The organism is Pseudoalteromonas sp. SG41-2, from assembly GCF_014164535.1.
In the GTDB taxonomy this organism is placed as follows: Bacteria; Pseudomonadota; Gammaproteobacteria; order Enterobacterales; family Alteromonadaceae; genus Pseudoalteromonas; species Pseudoalteromonas rhizosphaerae.
Map to the genome: position 1 here is coordinate 18,911 of NZ_JACJFK010000022.1, position 25,374 is coordinate 44,284.

Annotated in this window: 23 protein-coding genes; 15 read left to right on the plus strand and 8 right to left on the minus strand. The window is 41.1% G+C overall.

Annotated elements, in window-relative coordinates; genetic code table 11:
• Positions 1-3: 3 nt before the first annotated feature.
• On the plus strand, positions 4-1,092 hold the full coding sequence (locus tag H5186_RS16480; RefSeq protein WP_182718292.1) for an endonuclease/exonuclease/phosphatase family protein: 1,089 nt from the start codon (positions 4-6) through the stop codon (positions 1,090-1,092).
• 87 nt (positions 1,093-1,179) lie between these two features.
• Here H5186_RS16480 and H5186_RS16485 read toward each other — a convergent pair whose 3' ends face one another.
• Positions 1,180-2,556, minus strand: coding sequence for an NAD-dependent succinate-semialdehyde dehydrogenase (locus H5186_RS16485; RefSeq protein ID WP_182718293.1), 1,377 nt, complete (start codon positions 2,554-2,556; stop codon positions 1,180-1,182).
• A gap of 190 nt (positions 2,557-2,746) precedes the next feature.
• Here H5186_RS16485 and H5186_RS16490 point away from each other — a divergent pair, with 190 nt between their 5' ends.
• The 3 genes from H5186_RS16490 to H5186_RS16500 are packed head-to-tail and all read left to right on the plus strand — an operon-like array spanning position 2,747 to position 4,901.
• Positions 2,747-3,784 (plus strand): nitronate monooxygenase family protein, encoded by a 1,038-nt coding sequence (locus H5186_RS16490; protein ID WP_182718294.1) that lies wholly within the window; start codon positions 2,747-2,749, stop codon positions 3,782-3,784.
• Positions 3,777-4,343, plus strand: a complete 567-nt coding sequence (locus H5186_RS16495; RefSeq protein WP_149981224.1) for a Crp/Fnr family transcriptional regulator — start codon at positions 3,777-3,779, stop codon at positions 4,341-4,343. The genes H5186_RS16490 and H5186_RS16495 overlap by 8 nt, the downstream gene beginning before the upstream one ends.
• Positions 4,344-4,394: 51 nt before the next feature.
• Entirely contained in the window at positions 4,395-4,901 is a 507-nt protein-coding gene (locus tag H5186_RS16500) for a YgjV family protein (protein WP_149981223.1), read from the plus strand.
• A 21-nt stretch (positions 4,902-4,922) separates the two neighbouring features.
• On the opposite strand, the gene H5186_RS16505 is transcribed toward H5186_RS16500, so the two are convergent.
• On the minus strand, positions 4,923-5,435 hold the full coding sequence (locus H5186_RS16505) for an NUDIX hydrolase (RefSeq protein WP_182718295.1): 513 nt from the start codon (positions 5,433-5,435) through the stop codon (positions 4,923-4,925).
• Positions 5,436-5,588: 153 nt separating this feature from the next.
• Here H5186_RS16505 and H5186_RS16510 point away from each other — a divergent pair, with 153 nt between their 5' ends.
• From H5186_RS16510 to H5186_RS16530, 5 genes are read left to right on the plus strand one after another with little or no spacing between them, the layout of a single operon-like run.
• Positions 5,589-6,929: a sigma-54 dependent transcriptional regulator gene (locus H5186_RS16510; RefSeq protein ID WP_145241198.1), complete on the plus strand. Its 1,341-nt coding sequence runs from the start codon at positions 5,589-5,591 to the stop codon at positions 6,927-6,929.
• A gap of 31 nt (positions 6,930-6,960) precedes the next feature.
• The gene (locus H5186_RS16515; protein WP_145241196.1) at positions 6,961-7,170 is read left to right on the plus strand and encodes a histidine kinase; all 210 of its coding nucleotides are present in this window, start codon (positions 6,961-6,963) and stop codon (positions 7,168-7,170) included.
• Between the two features lie 21 nt (positions 7,171-7,191).
• Complete coding sequence (locus tag H5186_RS16520) at positions 7,192-8,676, plus strand: ATP-binding protein (protein ID WP_149981220.1); 1,485 nt, start codon at positions 7,192-7,194, stop codon at positions 8,674-8,676.
• Positions 8,677-9,138 (plus strand): response regulator, encoded by a 462-nt coding sequence (locus H5186_RS16525; RefSeq protein ID WP_145241192.1) that lies wholly within the window; start codon positions 8,677-8,679, stop codon positions 9,136-9,138.
• 19 nt (positions 9,139-9,157) lie between these two features.
• Complete coding sequence (locus tag H5186_RS16530; protein ID WP_182718296.1) at positions 9,158-11,119, plus strand: hybrid sensor histidine kinase/response regulator; 1,962 nt, start codon at positions 9,158-9,160, stop codon at positions 11,117-11,119.
• Here the strand turns inward: H5186_RS16530 and H5186_RS16535 are convergent.
• The 3 genes from H5186_RS16535 to H5186_RS16545 are packed head-to-tail and all read right to left on the minus strand — an operon-like array spanning position 11,106 to position 14,808.
• Positions 11,106-12,110 (minus strand): LacI family DNA-binding transcriptional regulator, encoded by a 1,005-nt coding sequence (locus tag H5186_RS16535; RefSeq protein ID WP_182718297.1) that lies wholly within the window; start codon positions 12,108-12,110, stop codon positions 11,106-11,108. The genes H5186_RS16530 and H5186_RS16535 overlap by 14 nt on opposite strands.
• An 11-nt stretch (positions 12,111-12,121) precedes the next feature.
• On the minus strand, positions 12,122-13,453 hold the full coding sequence (locus H5186_RS16540) for a glycoside-pentoside-hexuronide (GPH):cation symporter (RefSeq protein WP_182784166.1): 1,332 nt from the start codon (positions 13,451-13,453) through the stop codon (positions 12,122-12,124).
• Positions 13,454-13,473: 20 nt separating this feature from the next.
• Positions 13,474-14,808 (minus strand): GH1 family beta-glucosidase, encoded by a 1,335-nt coding sequence (locus H5186_RS16545; protein WP_310737091.1) that lies wholly within the window; start codon positions 14,806-14,808, stop codon positions 13,474-13,476.
• 291 nt (positions 14,809-15,099) lie between these two features.
• Here H5186_RS16545 and H5186_RS16550 point away from each other — a divergent pair, with 291 nt between their 5' ends.
• From H5186_RS16550 to H5186_RS16560, 3 genes are all read left to right on the plus strand, one after another.
• Positions 15,100-16,314, plus strand: a complete 1,215-nt coding sequence (locus tag H5186_RS16550; protein WP_259400359.1) for a sugar MFS transporter — start codon at positions 15,100-15,102, stop codon at positions 16,312-16,314.
• Positions 16,315-16,330: 16 nt separating this feature from the next.
• Positions 16,331-18,838, plus strand: coding sequence for an exo 1,3/1,4-beta-D-glucan glucohydrolase (locus tag H5186_RS16555; RefSeq protein WP_182794696.1), 2,508 nt, complete (start codon positions 16,331-16,333; stop codon positions 18,836-18,838).
• Positions 18,839-18,959: 121 nt separating this feature from the next.
• Positions 18,960-19,556, plus strand: coding sequence for a fumarylacetoacetate hydrolase family protein (locus H5186_RS16560; RefSeq protein WP_182767649.1), 597 nt, complete (start codon positions 18,960-18,962; stop codon positions 19,554-19,556).
• Here H5186_RS16560 and H5186_RS16565 read toward each other — a convergent pair.
• The 3 genes from H5186_RS16565 to H5186_RS16575 form a co-directional block, all read right to left on the minus strand.
• Positions 19,495-20,436, minus strand: a complete 942-nt coding sequence (locus tag H5186_RS16565; RefSeq protein ID WP_182794697.1) for an ABC transporter substrate-binding protein — start codon at positions 20,434-20,436, stop codon at positions 19,495-19,497. The genes H5186_RS16560 and H5186_RS16565 overlap by 62 nt on opposite strands.
• A gap of 207 nt (positions 20,437-20,643) precedes the next feature.
• Entirely contained in the window at positions 20,644-21,696 is a 1,053-nt protein-coding gene (locus H5186_RS16570) for an aldo/keto reductase (protein WP_182794698.1), read from the minus strand.
• 15 nt (positions 21,697-21,711) lie between these two features.
• The gene (locus H5186_RS16575; RefSeq protein ID WP_182718304.1) at positions 21,712-22,143 is read right to left on the minus strand and encodes a thioesterase family protein; all 432 of its coding nucleotides are present in this window, start codon (positions 22,141-22,143) and stop codon (positions 21,712-21,714) included.
• A gap of 146 nt (positions 22,144-22,289) precedes the next feature.
• Between H5186_RS16575 and H5186_RS16580 the strand changes: the two genes are divergently transcribed.
• The 3 genes from H5186_RS16580 (at position 22,290) to H5186_RS16590 (ending at position 25,310) form a co-directional block, all read left to right on the plus strand.
• Positions 22,290-22,493, plus strand: a complete 204-nt coding sequence (locus H5186_RS16580) for a hypothetical protein (protein WP_145241170.1) — start codon at positions 22,290-22,292, stop codon at positions 22,491-22,493.
• A 66-nt stretch (positions 22,494-22,559) separates the two neighbouring features.
• Positions 22,560-23,612, plus strand: coding sequence for a DNA polymerase IV (gene dinB / locus H5186_RS16585; protein ID WP_182794699.1), 1,053 nt, complete (start codon positions 22,560-22,562; stop codon positions 23,610-23,612).
• A 174-nt stretch (positions 23,613-23,786) separates the two neighbouring features.
• A complete protein-coding gene (locus H5186_RS16590; RefSeq protein ID WP_182718306.1) occupies positions 23,787-25,310 on the plus strand; it encodes a leucyl aminopeptidase family protein in 1,524 nt (507 codons plus the stop codon).
• Positions 25,311-25,374: the final 64 nt, after the last annotated feature.

Genomic DNA, 25,374 nt, shown 5'->3' on the forward strand with positions numbered 1-25,374 from the left:
TGAATGCTAATTGTGCTGGTAAGTATATTAAGTGTGTTATTAGTTGTGACACTTTTACCTATGTCTTTCAGCCAGCATTATTTAATTCGTAGTTGCGACTTTGTTCGTTTACAGGTTTTTTATCTTGCATTGGCTGGGTTGCTTTTAGGTGTTTATTTTGCATTAAGTGGACTATCGCCTTTGGTTGTATCGTCGCTAATCATGGCAACTGTAATTTTGCTTATTCAAGGTAAATGGATATATCCTTATACTTGGCTTGCTAAAAAAGAAGTGGCGCAAAGTCCCGCAGGCAGTGGGCATAGTATTCGTATTATGTCGGCTAATGTGTTGATGTCGAACACTCGCTACCAAGACTTAATAGATTTAGTCCATGAACACCAGCCAGATTTACTTATTACGCTTGAGTCAGATACTAAATGGCAACAGCAACTTGCAGCCATTGAAGAAGATTATCCATACAAAATATTTTGCCCGAAAGATAATCGCTACGGCATGCATTTATACAGTAAATATAAGATAAAAAAACAACAAGTATGTGAGCTTGTAGAAAACGATATTCCCTCAATTCACGTTCTATTTGAGACTGCAGAAGGTCTTGAAGTACAAGGTCATTTTATTCATCCTGCTCCTCCAAGTCCTACTGAAGAAGATACCTCTAGGCCACGAGATACCGAACTTATTTTGCTTGCTAAGGCTTTAAAGAACAACAAACGTCCAACAATTGTTGCCGGCGATTTAAATGACGTTGCTTGGTCAAGAAGTACCCGTTTATTTATGGAAATCAGTGACTTTTTAGATCCACGCAAAGGCCGAGGTTTTTTTAATACCTTTCATGCTGGGTATTTCTTTATGCGCTGGCCGCTTGACCACTTATTCCATAGCCATGGCTTTACTGTTAAACGTATAAAACGGCTAGAAAAATATGGCTCGGACCATTTTGCTCTTTTAACTGAGTTAGTGCACAAACCTGGTAATAGTAACCAGCAACTAGATGACGACATGGACATTCAAAAGGCGGTTAATGAATTGCAAATGGAGAATACTTCTAGCCGAGAAGTGCCTACCTTTAATGATGAAGTAAGTAAAATATAGCGAATAACAGTTATTGTACACTTAACTTATTTAGTCATAAAAAAAGGGCCAATTAAGGCCCTTTAGAGTATTTTTTATTAGGAGTAGTTAGTTATTAATCATAATCGCTTTAATATTAACAAACTCTCTCATACCAAAACCGCCGTGCTCACGACCATAACCACTGTCTTTAACACCACCAAATGGTAAGTTTGGCTGGGCCAGCCCATAACCATTTATGTTAACCATACCGGTATCAAAATGCTTTTTAGCAAGCTCAATGGCTTTCTTTTCATCTTTACAAAGTATGCCGCCACCTAGACCATAGCGAGAGTCGTTGGCAATGCGCATCGCATCTTCGTTATCTTTGGCTTTGATGAGTGAAGCGACCGGGCCAAATAATTCATCGTCATAGGCCGGCATGCCGGGAGAGAGATTCTCAAGTAATGTGGCTGGATAGAAATAACCCGTTTGCTTAGGTATTTCGCCACCAGTCACAATAGACGCACCAGCCTCAACTGATTGCATTACTTGTTTATGAATTTTGTCTCTTAAATCCTCGCGTGCCATTGGGCCAAGATCGGTGTTTTCATCCATAGGATCGCCAACTATTAAGGCGTTAAATTGCTCTGTTATGCCTTTTTTAAACTCATCGTATAAGGCTTCAACAACCACAAAACGTTTTGCAGATACACAAGTCTGACCATTATTGATCATCCGTCCTTGCAGGCAGGTTTTAATTGCCAGCTCTAAATCTGCATCATCAAGTACTAAGTAAGCGTCGTTACTACCAAGCTCTAGGACAGTCTTCTTCACGTGTTTACCTGCTTGCTCAGCCACTTTTTTACCAGTGCCATCACTGCCAGTAAAGGTAACACCACGGATTGCTTTATGGCTAATAAGCTCGCTGGCTGTTTTACCGTCAATCAGTAAATTTTTAAATACATGACTAGGGAAACCTGCATCGGAGAACATTTCTTCAATTTTTTCAGCCATACCAAACACGTTACTAGCATGTTTAAGTACTGCCGTATTACCAGCCATAATGTTAGTCACGGCATAACGAATTACTTGGTAGAGAGGAAAGTTCCAAGGTTGTATGCCTAGTAACACACCTGTCGGTTGATATGTAATTATAGCGCGACCGTTTTCCATAGGGCGTTCTTCATCCGCTAATATCGTTTGGCCATGTTCGGCGCTGTAACGACATATAGCTGCACAAAGCTCTACTTCTTGTAGACCTTGATTGTATAATTTGCCCATTTCTTGAGTCATCAATGTTGCTAGTGACTCTTTTTGTTGCTCGAATACATGTGCAAGTTTGTTTAAATACTTAGCACGATCGGTCAATGAAATATGGCGCCACTCTAAGAAAGCCTCATGACTTTTATCTATCTCATTTTTTGCTTGCTCTAGGTTAAGCAATGTATAGTCTGCAATAGTTTGTTCAGTGGCAGGATTAATTGTCGTTACTGTGTTAGTCATTTTCATCTCCTTACAAATAATATTGAGTAAAGGAGTGCAAAGCTAACGCCAACTCTGCGCTAAACTATTTAATTATTTTAAGTTGTTGCTATAAAACAGCTTTTAATTTTTTCATTATTATTTTTACTCAGCTATTATTTTTGTATCGGTAAAAAGTTCTGGTGGCTGAAAAAGTTACAAGGAGAAAGTGATGGCGTTATCTTTATTTAATACTCAACGACCCCTCATTCAGGCGCCAATGGCGGGTGTGCAAGATTTTCGTTTAGCTGCTGCGGTGAGTAACGCAGGTGGTTTAGGATCATTACCCTGTGCAATGCTCTCAAAACAACAGTTAGTGAGCGAGCTTGATAAACTGACTCAAGCGACCAGTAATCCCTATAACCTTAACTTTTTTTGTCATACGGTCGGTGATTACACCAGCCAACAAAAGCAGCAATGGCATAATTTGCTAGCGCCTTATTTTGATGAGTATGGTATTGATGCTGAAAGCTTAACTGCAGGGGCTTCTCGTCAACCTATTAGTCAACCGGTTGTTGATATTATTGCCCCTTATAAACCCGCAGTGGTGAGTTTTCATTTTGGTTTACCTGAGCAAACGATTATGGCGCAAATCAAAAGCTGGGGCACTAAAGTGATTTCAACTGCTACCACTTTAGATGAAGCTATTTGGCTGAGTGAAAATGGCGCTGATGCTATTATTGCGCAGGGTTTAGAAGCAGGTGGCCATCGAGGACATTTTTTATCAATGGATTTGGCTTTGCAGAAATCTACCGCAGTATTAGTCGAGCAATGCGTGGCTGAACTAAATGTACCCATCATTGCGGCAGGTGGTATTGCAACCACTGAAGATGTACAGCAGATGTATGCGCTAGGCGCCGAGTTGGTGCAAGTAGGAAGTGCCTACTTATTGGCTCAAGAGGCAACTACTTCAGCGCTGCACCGCGACGCTATTTTACAGCAGTCAGCGAATAGCACGGCGCTGACAACGGTGTTTTCTGGGCGCGCTGCCCGAGGGATTGAAAACCGCATTATGCGTGAACTTGGCGCCATGCCGCAGCAAGCTCCTGCATTCCCATTTGCCAGTATTGCGCTAAGTGCATTGCGATCTAAATCAGAAGCACAAGGCAAAAGTGATTTTTCGCCGTTATGGTGCGGGCAAAAATACATTGCAAGAGAGGGGATTAGTGCTGCTGAAATCACTGAACTGTTAGCACCAGCCAATGCATAATTTAGCGATGTTGCCGTTAGGAGATAGTTATCATGCATTGGCTAATGATTTGCTTGTTAAATGTGAGCAGCAATTTGCAGTGAAAACATTTTCTCGCGGTGAGGTGATCTTACAACAAGGCGATAAGCAGCAGTATGGTTACTTAATTTTAGAAGGCGTACTCGCTGCATTGCACACTACTGAAAGTGGCGGGCAAAAATGCAAAGAATATTATTTTAAGGACGAGTTTGCTCTTTTATTTGCTAACTGGCTTACCAATACTCCTGGGCTTTATCAGTTGCAAGTGGTTAAATCAGCGCGATTAATTGCCATTCCGTTAGCTGTATTTGAGCAGCCCGATTGGCAACAACTAAAACAACATTTATTGACCCAACAATTAGTGTTTAAAGAAGCTAAAGAGGCTTTTTTATTATTAAATACACCAGAGCAGCGCTATCGCTATTTATTAGCGCAAAAACCACACTGGATTGCGCAATTGACGCTAACCGAAGTGGCGATGTATATCGGCATTTCTGCTATTTCTTTATCACGAATTCGTCAGCGCCTTAACTTAAGTTAAGGCGCTGCAAGGCTAGGTTAAATTAGACTGCTGTTTTTTTCAGGAGTCACTATGTTTTTAGTTTCACAATGCTTAGTCGCTATCGCTACTTTATTAGATTTAGCGTCATTTCAATTTAAATCTCGAAAATTAATATTGCTGTGCTTATTCAGCTCTGTGCTTTTAACCGCTACACACTTTTTTTTGCTGGATAAAATAAGTGCTAGTTTATTAATGTTGATAGCGGCAGTTCGTTATTTTTATTGTATTTTTAATCGTAGTCAGTGGGCAATGTTGGGTTTTATGTTGTTAAGCACTGTGGCTGTTATATTAACTTGGCAGGGTTGGTTAAGTGGTTTAGCATTGCTAGCAACATTAATACAGACGTTTGCTTCTTTCCAACCGCGAGATATGTTGTTGCGACTATTTATGGTGTTCGGCACTGCATTGTGGATAAGCCATAATCTACTGGTGGGTTCACCGATGGCAGTATTGATGGAGTGCTTGTTTTTGCTCAGTAATTTAGTCGGGTTATGGCGTTTTTACTTCTGGTCGAAAGAAGCTAACAGAGCAGATTAACTTCTTTACAGGGCTGTGATCCTAAAGTTGCTTAGCTATCTGTTTTAATAAGTAGGTTTCGCGAATGATTGATAGCCCTTGCTTATAGCTGTTTGCTAGCGTTCGCTCATTATGAGCAATGGCATCATAAATATTAACCCATTTAGCAACCATGCCATTTTGTTGCTCATAATGTTCTAGTTGCGCTTGCCCTAATTGCGTATCAAGACTACAAAAATAGCAGTAAGACTTTATATGGATCACTGCATAATCATCTTTATACCAAGGGCGGTATTCTTCATAAAGGCCAAACTCACCGAGTACTTTGATGTTTTGTGCGCCAGTTTCTTCTTGTAGCTCGCGGATTAATCCTTGCTCTATGCTTTCACCTTCATCAATGCCGCCGCCAGGCAAGCTGAAATCTTCATAGCGGGCAGTGTACATTAATAAAATATCAGTGCCTTTTAAGGCAATAGCACGGCTCGTTAGGCGAGTAAATTGACGTGGCTCGCTGGCACTCACACTGGGATGAACGGTGCTTTTAAGTAAGCGCATCAGAATGTTCCTTAAAATTTAATTTAAAAATTATATCTCAAAAAAGATCTAAATCTATTTAGATAGCGTAAATTTCCAGTTAAGCATCGATTTTGTAGAATAAGGCAGTTAAGATGTGGGGCTAGGCAATGATAATAAGCATAGGGATTTATCATGTTAAACATACTGTTAGTTGATGATGATAGCGAGTTTAGTGATGTCGTTTGTCATATCGTAGAGTTTTTAGGACATAACATTAATACTGCTGCTAATTTAGCAGAGGCTGAGCAGTGGTTTGTAAATAATACCTTTGACCATGTATTGTTAGACTTTATGCTGCCTGATGGAAGTGGTTTACACTTGGTTGAGCACCTTAAAAGTATTGGTCAAAAACCAAAAATAACCCTTATTTCAGGTCATCCTTCAGTCAAAGGTAAGTTGGCTGAAATGTGTGAGCCTAACGTTGGTCATCTAGTTAAGCCCTTGCAGCGCGAAGATATTGAGCGCCTTCTCAACCCTAAAAAAACCACGGCTAAGAAAAAAGCCGAGCCAAGTATTAAAAAGCATTTTGGCACCTTAATAGGTGAATCGCCGCAAATGCAGCATTTGTATACCATGATTGAGCGCGTTGCTAACACCAACGCCAACGTAATGTTAATGGGTGAAAGTGGTGCTGGTAAAGAAGTTGTCGCACAAGCGATTCACAATGCTAGCGCATGTACAGGACCTTTGGTGGCTACTAACTGCGGTGCGTTATCGAAAGAACTTATTGGTAGCGAATTATTTGGCCATGAGAAAGGGGCTTTTACTGGTGCTATTGCCCGTAAAGACGGTGTATTTGAGCAAGCAACCGGCGGAACATTATTTCTAGACGAAGTGACTGAAATGCCAATAGATATGCAGCCTAATCTATTGCGCGTGTTAGAAACTAAAAAAGTAACCCGAGTAGGTGGCAGTAAAGAAAGTGCGGTAGATTGCCGAGTGATTTCTGCGACTAACCGTTCATTAGAAGATTTAGCGCAAAATAATGTTATTCGTGAAGATATCTACTTTCGGTTAGCGGTATTTCCTATTGATATTCCACCACTGCGTGAAAGAAAAGAAGATATTGCCTTATTAGCCAATGCTTTTTTAAATCAATTAAATGAAGAAAACAATACCGACTTTCAATGGCAAACTGCACAATTAAAGTTACTTGAAAGCTATGATTGGCCAGGCAATGTTCGAGAACTGCGCCACGGCATTCATCGTGCTTTTATTATGAGTGATCCAAAAGGTAAAGCGATTACTTTGCCAGATAACTTAGAGTCACCATTTTCACGAGTGAATAAGCAAACTCAAGCAAATCAAGTGACTGCAGGGCAAACTATTGAAGAAGTTGAAAAAGAGCTGATCCACGCTACGTTGGATAAAGTACAAGGTAATAAAACGCTTGCAGCGCAAATGCTAGGTATAAGTACTAAAACTTTATACAACCGTCTAAATGCCTATGGTGGTATTGGCGAATATAGCTAAATTAAACTCAAGTAATCAATAAAGGGGTAGCATGGCTAATAACGATAAAATCAATAAGTTGATTCATGATGCACGCGGACCACTGAATCGTATATCGATGAATGCAGAATTGATTAAATTAGTGCTAGAAAATGATATGCCAAAAGAAAAAGCATTGGCAGCACTTGATAAAATAATAAGTAATTGCCAGCAATGCAGTGACAGCTTAGAACAAATATCGAATCTCGGCGTCGTTGAATAAGATAATATAAAAGGATTATAAATGAAGCTGCAAAAGCAACAAGGTAAGGTCAAGGTAACCTGGGCCAGTTTTATCGCGGTGCTGCTGTGTATTGTGGTGGGGAATGCGATTTTGGCAATGAATACCATTCAAAGCCTGACTCAAACCCAACAGCGTTTAGATGATACTAATATGTTAAACACCGCGATTGAGAAGCTTCATCTTTCAATTGTGCAGGCAGAATCAGGACAACGTGGTTACTTATTAACGGGCGATAAAGATTATTTAGCACCCTACAACGACGCTATTATGCAGCTCAACTCACAAGCTACACTGGTTAAAAATTTACGTACTGAAATTGCAGGCCAAGCAGATAAAGTAGCGCGATTACTATTTTTGGTTGATGATAAAGTTGCGGTATTAACCAGAACCGTTGATTTAGCATTAGCAGATAAAGAACGCCGTGCTCATTATTTACTAGAGACGCATCAAGGCCGTAAGCTTTACGAGCAAATTAGAGAGCTCGCTGATGAAATTCAAGATGCGGAGTCTGCTTTTAAAGCTGTGCAGTTTCGAAAGTTAGGGCAAATTAAAAAAGAAGCCAAACTCACTTTTGCAATTACTGCCGTAACCAGTGCTTTATTGATCCTTGGTATGTTTATGCTCACGCGTATTAACTTACATACAGCGGCAAAATATCAGCAGGAACTTGAATATCAAAACGAAACACTGGCTAGTAAAGTGACCGAGCGTACACAAGAGCTGACCTTGTACTCTGATGAACTAAGTCGCAGTAACCGTGAGCTTGAAGAGTTTGCCTTTGTAGCGAGTCATGATTTGCAAGAGCCACTGCGCAAAATTCAAGCATTTAGTGATCGCTTAGAAACCATGTTTAAAGACGAATTGGGTGAAAAAGGCATTGATTATATCGCGCGTATGAAAAATGCAGCGCAAAGAATGTCTAATTTAATTAATGACTTGTTAGAGTTTTCGCGAGTGACAACACGTGGTAAAGACTTTGCCGATACGGATTTAAAGCAAGTACTTGATGATGTGCTAAGCGATTTAGAAATTGCGATTAAAGAGTCAAATGCGCAGGTCAACGTGGGCGAAATGCCAGTAATACAAGCAGATCTGAGCCAAATGCAGCAGCTATTTTTGAATTTGATTTCAAATGCGGTGAAATTTAGACGTCCAGATGTGGCACCAATTATCACTATTGAGTATCAGCATCAGACTGAATTTAATGATGATTATAATACAGAGCTGGAATGGCAAATCATTACAGTTAAAGATAACGGTATTGGTTTTGCGCCAGAATATACCGACAAAATTTTTGTTCCGTTTCAACGTCTGCATGGGCGTTCGCAATATAAAGGCACTGGGATTGGTTTATCCGTGTGCCGACGTATTGTAGAGCGTCACGGCGGTACGATAGCGGCACAAAGTGAAACCGGTGAGGGAGCAACCTTCATCATAAAACTACCTGTGGAAAGCGAGCTTTTCACATTGCAAGGAGAGGCTTAAATGCCATTTTCTAAAGTAAAGCCAATCACCATTTTAATGGCTGATGATGATGAAGATGATCGTTTATTAACGCAAGACGCACTCGCTGAAAGCCGTGTATTAAACGAGTTATACTTTGTTGAAGATGGTGTGGAGCTTTTGGAGTACCTAGAGCGTAAAGGTAAGTTTGAAGACAAAAACTCATCGCCACGACCTGGGTTGATTTTATTGGATTTGAATATGCCACGCATGGATGGACGCGAAGCGTTGCAAGCGATTAAAGGCAATTCAAACTTAAAAGGTATTCCTGTAGTTATTTTAACCACGTCTAAGCAAGAGGAAGACATGGTTAAGGGTTACGATTTAGGCGCGGCTTCATACATTACTAAACCAGTTACGTTTGATGGCTTAGTTGAACTAATGAAAACGTTAGGTAAGTACTGGGTGGAGTTTGTAGAGTTACCTAGTACGTTTAATGACTAAATAAAAAACTGGAGACGCTATGTTAGATAAGGCAACCAGACTGTTACTTGTTGAAGACGATGAAGATGATTATATTTTAACCTGTGATTATCTAGAGCAGCTGAGTTCGCATACATTTGATATAGAGTGGATCAGTGATCCCAAGCAGGCAGTTAAGGTGCTGAGTAAAAATCATCATGATATTTGCCTGCTTGATTACCGCTTAGGGGCTTCAGACGGCTTAGCAGTATTAAAACAAGCTGTAGAAAATGGTTTTAATGGCCCTATCATTATGCTCACCGGGCAATCAAACGACGCCCTTGATTTAGCCGCTTTGGATGCAGGAGCTGTTGATTACCTCGTAAAAAGTGAAATGAGCTCAAGTCGCTTTGCCCGCTCTATTCGCTACGCATTAGCCCGACGCGATGTTGAAGATGAACGCCTTGAACGACTTAAAGCAGAGGCTGAGAATCGTTCTAAAGACCGCTTTTTAGCACATTTAAGCCATGAGCTACGCACCCCGTTATCGTCAATCTTGGGCTATACCGAGTTGCTTATGCAAAGTGAATTTAACAATCATGCCAATAATGAGTTAGGGGTTATTTATCGTAATGGTAAGCATCTACTTAGCTTGTTAAATGATGTTCTCGATTTATCAAAAATAGCTGCCGATAAACTGGAGCTCAGCTGCAGTGATGTCAACCTTGATAGTTTAATGGCTGATGTGTTTACCTTAATGCGAGTATCTGCGCTGGATAAAGGGCTGTCGCTGCGTTTTGAGTCATTACAACCTTTGCCTCTTGTAATTAGTATTGATGCGACACGGTTTCGGCAAATTTTAATTAATATCATCAATAATGCGATTAAGTTCACCGAGCAAGGCGATATCATTGTTCACGCATGGACAAAAGTTATTGATGGCCGTGAAATGCTGTTTTTTAGTATTAAAGATTCTGGAATGGGTATTGCCCCTGAGAAACAAGCACTTATATTCAAACCATTTGAACAAATAGCCGATGTAGAATCGCGCTCAGTTGGCGGCGCGGGGTTAGGTTTAGCTATTTGCTCTGAATTGTTGAGTCGTATGCAGGGCGGGATCACATTAGAGTCTGCTATTGGTCATGGATCTGAATTTACTATTTCAGTGTATCCGGGCAATATTCAATATGTAGAGCGCAGTGTATTGAAGCTCGATTTGACACCTAATATGCAGCAAAAAATGGCCCCTTGTAAAGTCAGTGGCCGAGTATTGGTGGTTGATGATTTACGAGATTTACGGGTGTTAGTTGGGCATATGATCTCTTCTGCTGGTGCAAAGGTTGATTATGCTGAACACGGTAAGCAAGCACTTGATAAAGTAACTAAAGCACAACAGCAAGGTGATCCGTACGACATTATATTTTTAGATATTCATATGCCGGTGATGGGGGGCAAAGAAACTACGATTGAACTTAGAAAAATGGGTTTTAAGGGTGCGGTAATCGCGCTTACTGCTGCCACGATGAAAGGTATACATAGCGAGTTATTGGCGCTGGGCTTTAACGATGTGATAGGCAAACCTGTTGATTCAAGCTTACTTTATCAGTGCTTAACTAATTACTCTATGGCGGCTAATAAGCCCGTTGATAAATTAGCGCAACCAGCGCGAGTAAAAAGTTGTGCGCGTTTTTTATTGGTTGAAGATGATGCAGATGCGGCGCAAATCACCCAGTTATTACTGGAAAGTTTAGGGGTTGAAACCGTTGTTGCAACTAGTTATGAGCATACTTTAGCAATTCTAAAAAATGACTCTCAATTTGATAAAGTGTTATTAGATATGCATTTGCCTGATGGCAGTGGCTTGGATTTAGCTCGTTATACAAAGCAGTATTATCCAGATTTAAAGCGAGTAATCGTCAGTGGTATACAGCCAGAACCGAAGCAAATTGAACTCCTTGAGATAGAGCAAGTATTACTTAAACCGATTAATTTAGCATTACTAACCCAACTTATTGAGGGTTAGTAATAATTGATTGACGGACGATCAGTTCTGGCTCAAATAATGTTTGTAACGGTAATTCACCCTTACCGTAAACTTTGCTTAAAATCCACTTTGCTGCCATTTTTCCTATATCATTAATTGGGTAGTTAATAGTCGTTAGTGGCGGGTAAATATGACGGGTAAAAAATACGTTGTCATAACCCATGATCGACAATTGTTCGGGAAGCTTAATGCTATATTCTCGGGCTGTGGCCATTGCACCAATGGCCATTTCATCATTAGCACAAATTAAAGCTGTAAAAGCGTGGTTACTTTCATGGAATAACTTAAAACCTGCCGAGCCGCTGGTTTCCATAAAATCGCCTTGATAAAGCAATTGTTCATTAAATTCTAAGTCAAATTCAGCGAGAGCCTGTTTATGGCCGGTTAAGCGATCCTGAGCATCTTTTTTCCAAAGTGGCCCGCTAATGTAAGCTATGTCACGATGGCCTTGCTCAAGGACATACTTGGTTGCTAAATATCCACCTTTGATATTATTTAAAACGATACACCGATCGGCAAGCTCTGGGATCAAACGGTTGATCAGTACAAAGGGGGTGCTGCCTTTACTCAGTTCTATCAAGTAGTCGTCGCTGATGGCTTCAACATGTAAAATCAAGCCATCACAATTGCGACTAATTAAAAACTCAATCCCTTGCTGTTCACGATCGGCATCACTGTGGCCTGCGGTAATAATGACGTGTTTACCTTGATTACGAAACGCATTTTCAATGTCGCTCATCATCGGTCCATAAAATGGCCCGTGTAGCTCAGAAACGAGCAAGCCTACGCTATTCGAGCAATTAGATGCGAGAGATTGTGCTATGGAATTAGGCCGGTAACCAAGCTGTGTCATCGCAACGGTTACCTTTTTTCGCGTTGCATCACTGACATTAGTATTATTATTCATTACCCTTGAAACGGTCGCTAATGAGACCCCAGCAAGTTTTGACACCTCATAAATGGTCGCCATGATATTCCTTGTTAAGTACTACTTCTTTGGGCTAAATCAGCGTTTATTTTCTCTAAGGTATTATTATCAAGAATATACCTTTTCATGATCAACGCGACAAGTACACTACCAATTGCAGGAAACAGTGTAAACGAGGTTAAAATACCGACTTTAGTTGCTTCATTAAGCTCAGTGTTAGCTTGATAGCCATAGTAAGCCAGTAACCAACCAGCAATAGCTCCGCCCAGTGCCAGGCCTAGTTTAATAAAGAACACCACGCTTGCATAGACCAAGCCAGTTAGCCGATGGCCATTTTGCCATTGTCCGTAGTCAATTGCATCTGCCATTTTTGCCCATAACAATGGAGTTGCCATTTGGGTGAAAAAACACCATAAAAAATAGACTGCAAACGCGAGCACTAATTGGTCGTCAGATAAGAAAAATGCAAAACAGCTTATGGCCGCAGAGATGTATTGGAGATATATATATGCTGCTTTTTTGTCAACCCGTTTACTCAGTGGTTGTGCGCAGGCGCAGCCAAGAATATTACCGATCATTCCCAAGGTAACAAATTGCGTAACTAAGTCGGCTTCACCAAGAACATATTTTACGTAATAAATTGCTAAAGTCGTACGCAGCACCATACTCGTGAGCAGCATAATGGCAGCACCACAGAGTATTTTAAAAGGACCGTTTTGCCACAACGTTGCCATTTGTGCTTTGAGGCTAAGGGTTTGTTGCTGTGGTGCAACCACGCGTTCTTTAGTAAAGCGAAAGCAGAACAAAAATAATATCACACCGAAACAGCTCATCAGTATCATAGTAAGCTGATAGCCAAGAGCATTATCGCCTTTACCAAACCAGCTTACTAATGGCAATGTGCAAGCACTGACGAGTAAGCCACCGAGCATACCAAATACAAAACGATAAGATTGAATGGATACGCGTTCACTCGGATCGTGACTTAGTACTCCACCCAAAGCTGAATAAGGAATATTAATTGCGGTATAAACCAGCATTAATAGCGTATAGGTGACAAACGCGTAGATGACTTTTCCTGTCGCGTTTAAATCTGGTGTGGTAAAAGTAATTACACTAACCAGCCCAAACGGGATCGCGAGCCACAATAGGTAAGGCCGATAACTACCATATTTGGTTCGGGTTGCATCGGTGAGCGCCCCCATTAACGGATCGGTGATTGCATCAATAACTCGCACCACTAGGAACAGAGTACCAACGATGGCCGGAGAAATACCAAATATATCGGTATAGAAAAAAGTTAAAAATAGCATCACGGTTTGAAAAATGATGTTACTTGCAGTATCACCTAAGCCATAGGCTATTTTTTCTTTTCTAGTTAGCATAATTGGCACTCATGTTGTTATTATTTTTTGCGCTGTGTGAGCAATGCGCGATATTGTATTGCGCTCTCTTTTAGTATGCGTTGCTGGTTTTCATAATCAACATAAACGAGACCAAAGCGTTTTTCATAGCCGTATGCCCATTCAAAGTTATCCATTAAGCTCCATGCAAAATAGCCTTGTATATCAACTCCTTGCTCAACTGCGTCATGCACTGCATTGAGGTGGGTATGATAATAACTAACACGCTCTGTATCGAGTACTTGGCCATCTCGTAGTGTATCTGCCATGGCCGCACCATTTTCAGTTACATAAACTTTAGGTAGTTGGTATAGCTCATTTAATGATACTAACAACTCAGTTAAACCTTGTGGATAGACTTCCCAGCCCATGTCAGTCACAGCTATGTTGTCGATTTGTGCTTCGGCAAACCAGTTATCATCAGTGTTTTTGTAGTGTATGCGGGTATAGTAATTAACGCCAATAAAGTCGATTTTTTGACTTATTATCGCCATATCATCAGCAGCTATATGGGGTTGCACTTCACTACTGAGGCTATTTAAAAGCGCCGGATACTGACCTTCTAAAACTGCTTTGATATACCACTGATTGTGATATTGATCGGCTAATAATGCTGCTTGTGTATCGTTTTCTGTCAGTGGATAAGCTGGGCTGAAGTTAAGAACAATACCAGCTTCTATATTAGGGCAATTGGCGCGCAGTACTTGCATGGCAAGACCATGGGCTAACAATAAATGATGAGCCGCCTGACGACCTGCTTGTTGGCTTTTAATACCGGGGGCATGTACACCCACTTCATAGCCTAAATAGGCACTGCAAAAAGGTTCATTTAAAGTCGCATAAGAGTCAACTAAACCTGTCAACTGCTTGGTAACTAAATCAGTATAGTGAGCAAATGCATAGGCGGTGTCACGGTTTAACCAGCCACCGTTATCTTCCAAGTGCTGGGGTAGATCCCAGTGATATAAGGTGACATAGGTCTTGATATTGCGTGCTTTTAAAGCCGTTAATAAATCACGATAAAAGCCAATGCCTTGCTGATTAATACTGCCATCTTGATGCAATACGCGCGGCCATGAAATTGATAATCGGTACGCATCAACGGCTAAGTCAGCAATCATTGCGATATCTTGTTGCCATAGTTCAACATGGTTACAGGCTGTATCGCCATTGCTATTGTCGGTGATAGCTCCTGGCTGGTCACAAAAAGTATCCCAAATAGATGTCAGGCGGGCGCTGCGAGCTCCCTCAATTTGAAATGAGGCTGTGGCTACACCAAAGGTAAACTGAGGTTTAAGTAGCGCAGAGCTAGGCGGCAGAGAAATAGTTTTAAACACGATTAGGTGCATCCTTTAACATTCAGTTTTGGCAATTACTTTTACATTAAGCACAGCATAGTTATTAAAAATGGAAGCGCTTGCAGAATGTTTGTAAATAAATTGCTAATTTTGATTTATATGATATAAATGTAAGCGCTTACATTTTATGTTGCAACTATTATTTGCTTTTTTTAAGTAATGAAAAAGTACTTTAATAAACGTAACGAACTGATAATTAAAATAATTAGAGAGTTTAATATGGCAAACGTCACACACAATTTGGCAACGAATGAACATAGCCTACAACCAATGGGCAAACAAACGTTTGCTTTAACGTCGTTGACCACCTTATTTTTTATGTGGGGGTTTATTACGTGTCTAAACGATATTCTGATCCCCTATTTAAAAGGGATGTTTTCACTCAATTATACCCAAGCGATGCTAATCCAATTTTGTTTCTTTGGGGCTTATTTTGTGATGTCGATACCCGCTGGTAAGTTGGTGAGTAAAATAGGTTATCAATTTGGCATTGTGGTGGGCTTAGTGGTAGCAGCGGTTGGTTGTGCATTATTCTATCCCGCAGCCGTAGCGCATGTTTATGAGCTATTTTTATTGGCGCTATTTGTACTGGCTTCGGGTATTACCATCTTACAAGTGTCAGCCAATCCATACGTAAGTGTACTTGGCGCAGCAAAAACAGCGTCGTCGCGTTTAACCATGACCCAAGCATTTAATTCGTTAGGTACTACGGTTGCGCCAATCTTTGGTGGCTGGCTTATTCTAACTGAAGTCAGCCAAGCAACCGCAGAGCAAGTTAAACTTCCTTATTTAATGCTTTCAGCAAGCTTGCTGGTACTTGCGGTGATTTTTGCTTTTTTAAAATTACCTAAACTTGGCAAAGCAGCTGATGCTGAGAGTGAAAATCAATATGTTGAGAACTTTATTGATTTAGGTAGTGTTTGGCAGTATCGCCATTTAATTTTAGGAGCCATTGGCATTTTTGTTTATGTCGGTGCTGAAGTCGCAATCGGCAGCTTTTTAGTAGGCTTTTTAACCTTAGACCATATTGCGGGTTTTACTGAGCAGCAAGCCGCACATTATATTAGTTATTACTTCGCGGGCGCCATGATAGGACGCTTTATTGGTGCTGCCATCATGCAAAAACTCAATGCAGGTAAGGTATTGGCATGTCATGCATTACTTGCCGTGGTACTGGTGTTAATGGCGATGACAGGACAAGGGGCATTAGCAATGTGGGCTATTTTGTTGGTCGGACTATGTAACTCAATTATGTTCCCAACCATCTTCAGTTTAGCCCTTCAAGGCCTTGGCAAATATACCTCTCAGGGTTCAGGTATTTTATGCTTAGCCATTGTCGGTGGTGCAATTATTCCATTATTACAAGGCGTCTTAGCTGACAATTTTGGTGTGCAATTAGCACTATTACTGCCTATCGGCTGTTATTTATATATTACTTACTTTGCGCTATTTGGCTCAAAAGTAACAACCTCAACTCGTCATTGATAACTAGGTGGACAACATGACAATAACAAAACCACGTACTCTATTGGTAATGATGATTGCAGCAATGGCGATGAATGGCTGTTCGCAATCAGAACAAACAGCAGCGACCAATGAGATTTGGCCGATGATCAAAAGCGGTGTTAAAGACGATGCCAATATGGAGCAAAAAATTGCTGACTTGCTCGGCTCAATGAGCTTAGAACAAAAAATAGCCCAGATGATCCAACCTGAAATTCGCGATATTACAGTGGAAGATATGCGTCAATATGGTTTTGGTTCTTACCTTAATGGCGGTGGGGCTTTTCCTAATAATAATAAACATGCCACGGCTGCTGATTGGATTGAACTAGCCGAAAAAATGTACCAAGCATCAGTAGATGATTCCCTTGATGGTAGCCGTATCCCAACTATGTGGGGAACCGATGCAGTTCATGGTCATAATAATGTTATTGGTGCGACGTTATTTCCGCACAATATCGGTTTAGGTGCGGCTAACAATCCACAGTTGATTGAAAAAATTGCTGCAGCGACCGCCCAAGAAGTGATGGTAACCGGTATTGATTGGGTGTTTGCACCTACCGTTGCTGTGGTACGAGATGACCGCTGGGGCCGCACTTATGAAGGGTATTCAGAAGATCCACAAATTGTTAGAGATTACTCAGCCGCAATAGTAAAAGGCTTACAAGGCGCAGTTGATCAAGACTTTTTATCAGATAAACGGGTGATCAGTACGGTTAAGCATTTTATTGGTGATGGTGGTACACAAGGCGGTGATGACCAAGGTAATAATATTACCAGCGAAGCAGAGTTATTTACCATTCATGCGCAAGGTTATGTGGGAGGCTTAGGTGCTGGAGCACAAACAGTTATGGCGTCGTTTAATAGCTGGCATGGCGAAAAAATCCATGGCAGTAAATATCTCTTAACTGATGTGCTAAAAGGCAAAATGGGTTTTGATGGCTTTGTTGTGGGTGATTGGAATGGTCATGGACAAATTCCTGGTTGTACCAATGGAAACTGCGCACAAGCCGCTAATGCCGGCCTTGATGTATACATGGTGCCTACTGATGCATGGAAACCACTTTATGAAAACCTTATCGCACAAGTTAACAATGGCACAATTGCGCAATCACGAATTGATGATGCGGTAACGCGTATTCTGAGAGTAAAAATGCGTGCGGGTTTATTTGATAAAGCAAGTCCTGCAAATCGTCCACTTTCAGGAAAAACAGAGGTCATTGGTAGTGCTGAACATCGTAAAATCGCAAAACAAGCAGTTCGCGAATCTTTAGTACTCCTAAAAAATAAACAACAGTTACTGCCGCTTTCGCCAAAAGCAAATGTGTTAGTAGCCGGTCTAGGTGCTGATAATATCGGTATGCAATCTGGCGGTTGGAGTATTACTTGGCAAGGTACGGGGAATCAAAATAGCGATTTCCCAGGTGGCACGTCGATTTTGGATGGTATTGAACACACTGTTAAGCAAGCGGGCGGGCAAGTTCAGCATGACTTAAACGGTGAGTTCAATACTCGTCCAGATGTCGCTATTGTAGTATTTGGTGAGCAACCTTATGCAGAAGGCAATGGGGATTTAGATAATCTTGAATATCAGCGGGGTAATAAAACGGATTTAGCGCTACTGCGAAAATTCAAGCAAGCCGGTATTCCCGTTGTATCGTTATTTATTAGCGGCCGCCCAATGTGGGTAAACGCAGAGCTTAATGCCAGTGATGCGTTTGTTGCGACGTGGTTGCCAGGTAGCGAAGGGGATGCAATTAGCGATGTGTTATTTGCAAATGTAGATGGCTCAGTAAATCATGATTTTAAAGGCAAGCTGTCGTTTTCTTGGCCGAATAACCCAGTTGATAACGAAAATCGTGGTGATAAAGATTATTCGCCATTATTACCGTATGGTTTTGGCTTAACTTATTCAGATAAAAACACCTTACAAGATGATCTTGTTGAACAAATGGGAACGTCACAACAGCTTGATGATTTAGTCTTGTTTGAGCGCGCGGTTAAAGCGCCATGGAGTCTGCATTTACAAAGTGGTGAGCAGCAAAAAGTGATGGCAAGTAGTCGCGAATCAATCGGAGCTGTTAGCGTTAAAACCTTTGATAAAGACGTTCAAGAAGATGCGCGTGCAATTACCTTCAGCGGCGATGAACTAGCAGCAGTGCGTTTAAGTGCGGCATTCCCATCTGATTTACGTTCGTTTGTTGAAAAAGCAGGGCAATTACAAATGCAAATTAAGGTTGAGCAAAGTGCCGATGCCCCGCTTTGGCTTGGTATGCAATGTGGTGATGATTGCCAAGGTAAATTGGATATTGCTAAGCAGCTAAATGCAACCAATGAATGGCAGACTTTAAGCATTGATTTACGGTGTTTTTCACAGCAAGGTGTTAATTTAGGACAAGTATTCTCACCTTGGCAGTTAAGTACAGCTGCCCCATGGCAGGTGTCGATTGCGAAACTCAACATCACCAGCGAGCATGTATCTACTGAGGGGATTTCATGCCAGTAACGCCTTTGTTAGGCTTAACACCACTGACATCGATCTAGATAAATAGCAATACGAAGTTAATTGCCAATAAACGTCATAAAAAGTAGTCTAAGCTGCTTTTTATTGAATAGGAAAGATCGAAATGAAACCAGTGAATCCATCAAAAGTCATTTGTATTGGTCGTAATTATGCTGCGCATATTGCTGAGCTTGGTAATCAAGTGGCAGACGAAATGGTGGTATTTTTAAAACCGCCAAGCGCGATAACAAATACCTTAATGTGTACTCATAAGGATGAGCAATTACATTTTGAGACTGAAATTTGTTTTCAAGTTAACAATGGCTGTTTAGCTGCTGTGGCGGTGGGACTGGATTTAACTAAGCGAGATTTACAGAGTAAATTAAAAGCCAGCGGTTTACCGTGGGAACGCGCGAAAGCCTTTGATGGCTCTGCATTGTTTAGTGAGTTTGTACAAATAGACGAACAAGCTATTGAGCATTTAAGCTTAACCTTACTGATAGATAATAAGGTGCGACAACAAGGCGGCGTTGAGTTAATGCTTTATAAACCCGCGGTTATTTCAGCCCAAGTTAGTGAGTTTATGACTTTAATTGATGGCGATATTATTATGACTGGCACACCTGCAGGGGTAGGAGCTGTGAAAGCAGGAAGTAAATTTATTGCTCAGTTACACTTGGGCTCAGATTTATTGGTTCAGCAAGAGTGGTTGGCTGAGTAAGTTTTAATATCTGTTGTTGATATTGTTGATCGAACTCCGCAAAGGTATTTTCAAGCAATACACGCTGTGTTTGCTGGTACTTTGCAGACGGCAGTATGCTATTTGTTAGCACTCGATTTATTTTTTTTAAGGCATTATTAGCAAAATTATTAGGGGCATTGGTTGAGCAGCCAATCGCACCTAAAACCAGCTTATCGGCGTGATCGGCAATAGGTAAGGTTACTACATTATCAAATTCGCTGAAGCGGTTGTAGTAATCGGCTAAAAAAGGATAGTCGATAGTGTAATCAATATACCCATGATTGAGCCGATTGATCACCGAGCTGCTTTCGTTTTCACTGTTCCAACTTAATGATGTATTTTGGTCGCTTTTAGTATTTCGAGCGATGGTATTTAACTCTGGAGTAAATTTACGCGCAGCGGATTGACCAAAAATAAATTTATTATCTGTCAGTAGTTTAACTAAATTTATCGGTGAACTGTGTTGTTGGCTAATTACTTTCGCTGTTTTAGCTGAGGCAATGATAGCAAATGGTGGGTACACCGTTGTTGGCACCGAATAGATCACTCGCGGGGTGTTAACTTTACGGTGGATCATACAAGGGTAACATGCTTGTTGACCTTCATCGAGGTACTTGCCTATACGTTTTTGCGGCAACATTTCGCGGGTATGCTCTATATCGGGTAACTCAATGATGAGCTGTTCGACTAAGTAATCACATAAGCCTCCATCTGGAGTTTGCGCTGTTTTAGCCAGATGAAAAGGCGCCGCATCACTTTGGAGCCAAGTTATGTGAGTTACTTCATCGGTATTATTAGCAAGTACATAGGCGCTTGAAAAAAAAGAGAATAATGTAACGAAGTAATAGACAATACGCATAGCTATATTTACTTTATCCGCTAACAATTTAAATCGAGTATACAATAACTAATATTTTGCGCTACTAAAGGATGGTGAATTATTGCATTAAGTTGATTTTTTAATGCTTTTGTGGGGTTTTTTGATTCACTATTTGTGAGAAGTCGTTTTTCAAGTATTTTAATCTGGTGGAAAGCCCAAGCATTGATAATGATTGGGCTTTATTGATTAAAATGGCATTGGGTATTGCTTAAATACATTACCAATATCAGTTAAAGCTTGTTCGCTTAATTCGATGTTGAACGCGGCAATGTCATCTTTTAGTTGTACTAAGCTGGTTGCGCCAATAATTGAAGAAGTAACACCATCAACTTGGTCACACCATGCAAGCGCTAATTGTGCTGGGGTTATTTTGTATTGCTGGGCAATTTCAACATAGTGGCTGATTGCTTGTTGCGATTGTGCTGTGTCACGGAATAAACCATTACGCTGCACCAGTGTCCAGCGGCTACCATCGGGACGTGCGCCATTTAAATATTTTCCACTTAACATACCGCCTGCTAAGGGTGACCAAGGCAAATAAGCAATATCTTCGTGAATACATTGCTCTATTAGATAAGGCCAATCTTTAGCGTGTAATAAACTAAATTCATTTTGAATAGAGACCATGCGCGGTAAATTGTGTTGTTCACTTAACCGTAAAAATTGGCTAATACCCCATGGCGTGTCGTCAGAGAGACCACAATGTTTAATTTTACCAGCTTTAACACAGTCGTTTAAACCTTCAAGAATATCGAGCATACCCGCTGTGTGTTGCTCTGTATTGGCGTCACTAAAACGGATCATACCTGGCCATTGTTTGCTAAAGTGCGGTGATTGACGATTCGGCCAATGCAGTTGGTATAAATCAATTACATCGGTTTGTAGGCGTTTTAATGACTCGTCAACTGCATGAACGACTGCTTGACGAGTAATATCGCCGCCATCGCGTATCCAAGCTAGGCCATTGCCAGCAATTTTAGTGGCAAGCACAATATCGTCTCGCTTACTTGGATTACGCGCTAACCAATTACCGATAATTTGCTCTGTTTTTCCGTACGTATCTGGAGTGGGAGGGATGGCATACATTTCTGCAGTATCAATGAAGTTTACGCCATGCTCTAAGGCATAAGCAATTTGCTCATCAGCATCTGCTTGATTATTTTGTACGCCCCACGTCATGCTGCCTAAGCATACACGAGACACATTGAGACCACTGCTACCAAGTGGGTTGTAACGCATAATGATTCCTTACTTTTATGATTCTCGGCTGTACTTATGTAATGCAGCCAATAATGGCTCACTTAATTGTGCTTTCTTACCCGTTTTAAAATTAAACATCACCACTTGCGATGACCCTAATGTAGTCAAGGCATTTTGCGCTTGGCTAAATACTCTGTAGTGCATCATAAAACGGTCTTTTTGAATATCACTGATGGTAACGCCTACCAACACTGTATCAGGAAATGTGACAGGGCGTTTATAACGCGCGTTATTTTCACTGATCACAGGACCAATACCTGTTGTTTGTAAATCTTCGAGTAAATTTATTTGATTAAAAAAATCAATTCGAGCAGTTTCAAAATAACGAAAATACACCACATTATTGACATGTTGTAAGGCATCCATTTCTCCCCAAGCAACATTAATTGCTGTATGGATAGGATGTTGTTCTATGAATGATTGCATATTCGACAGCTCTTTAAAGTAAAAACGTAGATTAGCAATTGGTGCTGTTTAGCTCAAGAAAATTAGGAAAACAGTGAAAATGTGCTAGTTTTAGTAGTTCACGGTTACGTAAATGAATACTTTAATCTGATTTAAAGGAGCTAATTATGAATACAGTGACAGCAAAAATAATGAAACGCTTAGCGCTACTGGTGGTGATCTGTTTGGCATTCGTTTGTTATGCGATGGGTAATGCTTCTGGGATGGTGATACTAATCGTAGTTGGTTTTATTTTAGAAGGTGCTTTTTGGTTATTCGGTGCGAGGTTATTTAATCGTAAAAAATCCTCACAGCAAGAATCATCGAGCTGATGACTTGCTAATAAATCAAACTTAATGAATAATAACTGTTCATTTGTACAGTGCTTGGTTTGAGGAATGAAAAAGTTTATTCATATTGACATGGATTGCTTTTATGCAGCGGTCGAAATGCGTGATAACCCCGCGCTTGCTAATGTACCTTTGGCAATTGGTGGCAATAGTCGCCGTGGAGTGCTCTCTACAGCGAATTACATCGCCCGCGAATACGGTGTGCGCTCTGCGATGTCTAACTACCGTGCTAAACAATTATGCCCAGATTTAGTGATTGTACCAGGGCGTATGCAAGTTTATAAACAAGCCTCTTCGCAAATTCGTGCTGTATTTAAGCGCTATACCGACCTTATAGAGCCTCTTTCTTTAGATGAAGCTTACCTTGATGTGACAGACAGTAATGCATGCCATGGTAGTGCGACCTTAATGGCAGAGCAGATCCGCGCCGATATTTTTGCAGCCACCGGTTTAACTGCTTCGGCTGGAATTGCGCCGATAAAATTTATTGCCAAAATTGCCAGTGATGAAAATAAACCGAATGGTCAATTTGTAGTATTGCCTGAGCAAGTGGATGACTTTTTAGCGCAATTACCTTTGGGTAAAATACCCGGGGTCGGTAAGGTTACCCTTGAAAAACTCAATTTAAAAGGCTTATACACCGGTGCTGATGTGCGCGCTAAAGGGGTTAATTGGATGCAGCAACACGTTGGTAACTTTGGGGTCTCGCTGTATCAAAAATGTGCCGGTTTACATATTGGTAAAGTATCCACAGAACGTACCCGTAAATCGCTCAGTGTTGAGCATACCTATGAATATAATAAAACCAGCTTACAAGCGTGTTTAGAGCAATTGCCAATATTATTGGCTGAGCTTCAACGTCGATTAACAAAACAGCAATTAGAGCAACGTATAAATAAACTCAGTGTCAAAGTGAAGTTTGCTAATTTTGTGGTGACATCGGCCGATCAAACTTGCCACCGACTTGATGAAACTATCTTGGCTGAGCTGCTGAGCAAAGCATATCAACGTGGCTTGCAGCAGCCAGTGCGGTTACTCGGTGTAGGGGTCGGTGTTAAAAATGAACCGCAGCAACATCTACAGCTGAGTATATTAGACTAAGATACTGCGCGCTATTTGGTTCAATCAGCGATAAGTGGGCAGTGAGTAACTGCTGTATTTTACACTGTAACTCCAAGTTGCCAGCGTTATGTTAGCTCGTCGTACATTGCTGGCAATAGCTATTTAAATCAATGATAATAAGCTCCTACGTATTTTGACAACAGGACCTTTTTTATGGCATATCCTCACGCAGTTGCAGCCCCGCAATTAGATAACGCAAAACATGATGCGCTTATTATTATTGCCGATAATTTTTCTGAGTTAGACGATCCGAATCTAAGCCAAGCTATTAAAGCGCAAATGGCGGTTGATGCACGTATTGGTAAGCAAGTCACGCTGCTTGTTGTTGATTCTAAAAGGGTAATTTTAGCGCCGACAGGTCCATTAAATCGTGATTATGACGATGTACGTCGTTATTTTGATGCAGCTAAATTGGCTATCAATGAAGCTAAAGCATCAGGCAGTACAAAACCTGCTATTTACTTACCACAAGCAAGCCAAGATAGCCGTTATCAGTATGCCTTAGAAGTTGCTTATCTTGGTGCTTGCCAAGCGTTGTGGCAGCCGCTTGAAGCGCGCGAGTTTCATGGTGAAAGCATTGAACCGATCACTCAAATAGCCTTGTTTGGTGCTAATGAGCAAACAATTAAAGCAGTGAATGCCATTGCCGCAGGGCAGTATGCTGCTCGTGATTTATGTGGCACTGAGCCTGAGCGTATGGCGCCACCACGTTTTGCTGATTACTGTGTAGATTTATTTAAAGGCAGCAAGGTCAATGTTGCAGTGATTGCAGATATTGCCACGATTGATAAAGAGTACCCGATGATGAGTACCGTGGCTCGCGCTTCATATGCGGTTGAGCGTCATCACCCTCGGGTTGTAAAACTTGAATATGTACCAGAGGGCGAAGTAACACGTACCTTAATGTTTGTCGGTAAAGGCTTAGTATATGACACCGGTGGTGCCGATTTAAAAGTGGGCGGGCATATGGCCGGTATGAGCCGTGATAAAGGCGGCGCAGCCTCTGTTGCTGGTTTTATGAAATCAGTGGCAGACTTTCAACCACAAGGCGTTAAAGTTATTGCATACTTAGCGGTAGTTCGTAACTCAATTGGTTCTGATTGTTTTGTACCAGATGAAATTATTACTAGCCGTGAGGGCGTACGTGTTCGCATCGGTAATACGGATGCAGAAGGGCGCTTAGCTATGGGGGATTTACTCAGCGAGATGAAAGATTTAGCAAAAGGAGAAGTTAATCCTGAAATCTTTACGGTCGCAACCTTAACCGGACATGCAGCTCGTGCAATGGGACCTTACAGTGCATACGTTGAAAATGGCCCTGCACGTGCGGCTAATATTTCTCGTAAGCTGGCTGACAGTGGTGACTTATGGGCTGATGGTGCAGAAGTTTCTCGCAGCCGTCGCGAAGACTATGATTTTATTAAACCACGTACTTTAGCTGATGACGTATTATCAAGTAATAATGCAGCATCAGCAGTTACCGCACGTGGTCATCAGTTCCCTATGGCATTTTTAGCTATTGTTGGTGGCCTTGATAAGCATGGTTGTGAGTCAGCACAGCCTTTACCTTATGTGCATATGGATATTGCCGGTAGTGGTGTTGAAGGTGGTGATTGGCAGCACGGTAAACCAACTGCAGCAGGCCTAAGCAGTTTATTTGCTCGTTACTGCTTATAATAAGCAGCATTAAATACAACAGCCCCGTCATATAAAATGACGGGGCTTTTTTGTAATTTGTTTT

Excerpts from the sequence above, each read along its gene's own strand:
- H5186_RS16520 (WP_149981220.1), top strand. The coding sequence starts at position 7,192 with ATGAAGCTGCAAAAGCAACAAGGTAAGGTCAAGGTAACCTGGGCCAGT.
- H5186_RS16525 (WP_145241192.1), top strand. The coding sequence starts at position 8,677 with ATGCCATTTTCTAAAGTAAAGCCAATCACCATTTTAATGGCTGATGAT.
- H5186_RS16570 (WP_182794698.1), bottom strand. The coding sequence starts at position 21,696 with ATGCGTTACAACCCACTTGGTAGCAGTGGTCTCAATGTGTCTCGTGTA.
- H5186_RS16550 (WP_259400359.1), top strand. The coding sequence starts at position 15,100 with ATGGGCAAACAAACGTTTGCTTTAACGTCGTTGACCACCTTATTTTTT.
- H5186_RS16500 (WP_149981223.1), top strand. The coding sequence starts at position 4,395 with ATGTTTTTAGTTTCACAATGCTTAGTCGCTATCGCTACTTTATTAGAT.
- H5186_RS16505 (WP_182718295.1), bottom strand. The coding sequence starts at position 5,435 with ATGCGCTTACTTAAAAGCACCGTTCATCCCAGTGTGAGTGCCAGCGAG.
- H5186_RS16480 (WP_182718292.1), top strand. The coding sequence starts at position 4 with ATGCTAATTGTGCTGGTAAGTATATTAAGTGTGTTATTAGTTGTGACA.
- H5186_RS16580 (WP_145241170.1), top strand. The coding sequence starts at position 22,290 with ATGAATACAGTGACAGCAAAAATAATGAAACGCTTAGCGCTACTGGTG.
- H5186_RS16535 (WP_182718297.1), bottom strand. The coding sequence starts at position 12,110 with ATGGCGACCATTTATGAGGTGTCAAAACTTGCTGGGGTCTCATTAGCG.
- H5186_RS16530 (WP_182718296.1), top strand. The coding sequence starts at position 9,158 with ATGTTAGATAAGGCAACCAGACTGTTACTTGTTGAAGACGATGAAGAT.
- H5186_RS16485 (WP_182718293.1), bottom strand. The coding sequence starts at position 2,556 with ATGACTAACACAGTAACGACAATTAATCCTGCCACTGAACAAACTATT.
- H5186_RS16555 (WP_182794696.1), top strand. The coding sequence starts at position 16,331 with ATGACAATAACAAAACCACGTACTCTATTGGTAATGATGATTGCAGCA.
- H5186_RS16510 (WP_145241198.1), top strand. The coding sequence starts at position 5,589 with ATGTTAAACATACTGTTAGTTGATGATGATAGCGAGTTTAGTGATGTC.
- H5186_RS16575 (WP_182718304.1), bottom strand. The coding sequence starts at position 22,143 with ATGCAATCATTCATAGAACAACATCCTATCCATACAGCAATTAATGTT.
- H5186_RS16515 (WP_145241196.1), top strand. The coding sequence starts at position 6,961 with ATGGCTAATAACGATAAAATCAATAAGTTGATTCATGATGCACGCGGA.
- H5186_RS16560 (WP_182767649.1), top strand. The coding sequence starts at position 18,960 with ATGAAACCAGTGAATCCATCAAAAGTCATTTGTATTGGTCGTAATTAT.
- dinB (WP_182794699.1), top strand. The coding sequence starts at position 22,560 with ATGAAAAAGTTTATTCATATTGACATGGATTGCTTTTATGCAGCGGTC.
- H5186_RS16490 (WP_182718294.1), top strand. The coding sequence starts at position 2,747 with ATGGCGTTATCTTTATTTAATACTCAACGACCCCTCATTCAGGCGCCA.
- H5186_RS16540 (WP_182784166.1), bottom strand. The coding sequence starts at position 13,453 with ATGCTAACTAGAAAAGAAAAAATAGCCTATGGCTTAGGTGATACTGCA.
- H5186_RS16495 (WP_149981224.1), top strand. The coding sequence starts at position 3,777 with ATGCATAATTTAGCGATGTTGCCGTTAGGAGATAGTTATCATGCATTG.
- H5186_RS16565 (WP_182794697.1), bottom strand. The coding sequence starts at position 20,436 with ATGCGTATTGTCTATTACTTCGTTACATTATTCTCTTTTTTTTCAAGC.
- H5186_RS16590 (WP_182718306.1), top strand. The coding sequence starts at position 23,787 with ATGGCATATCCTCACGCAGTTGCAGCCCCGCAATTAGATAACGCAAAA.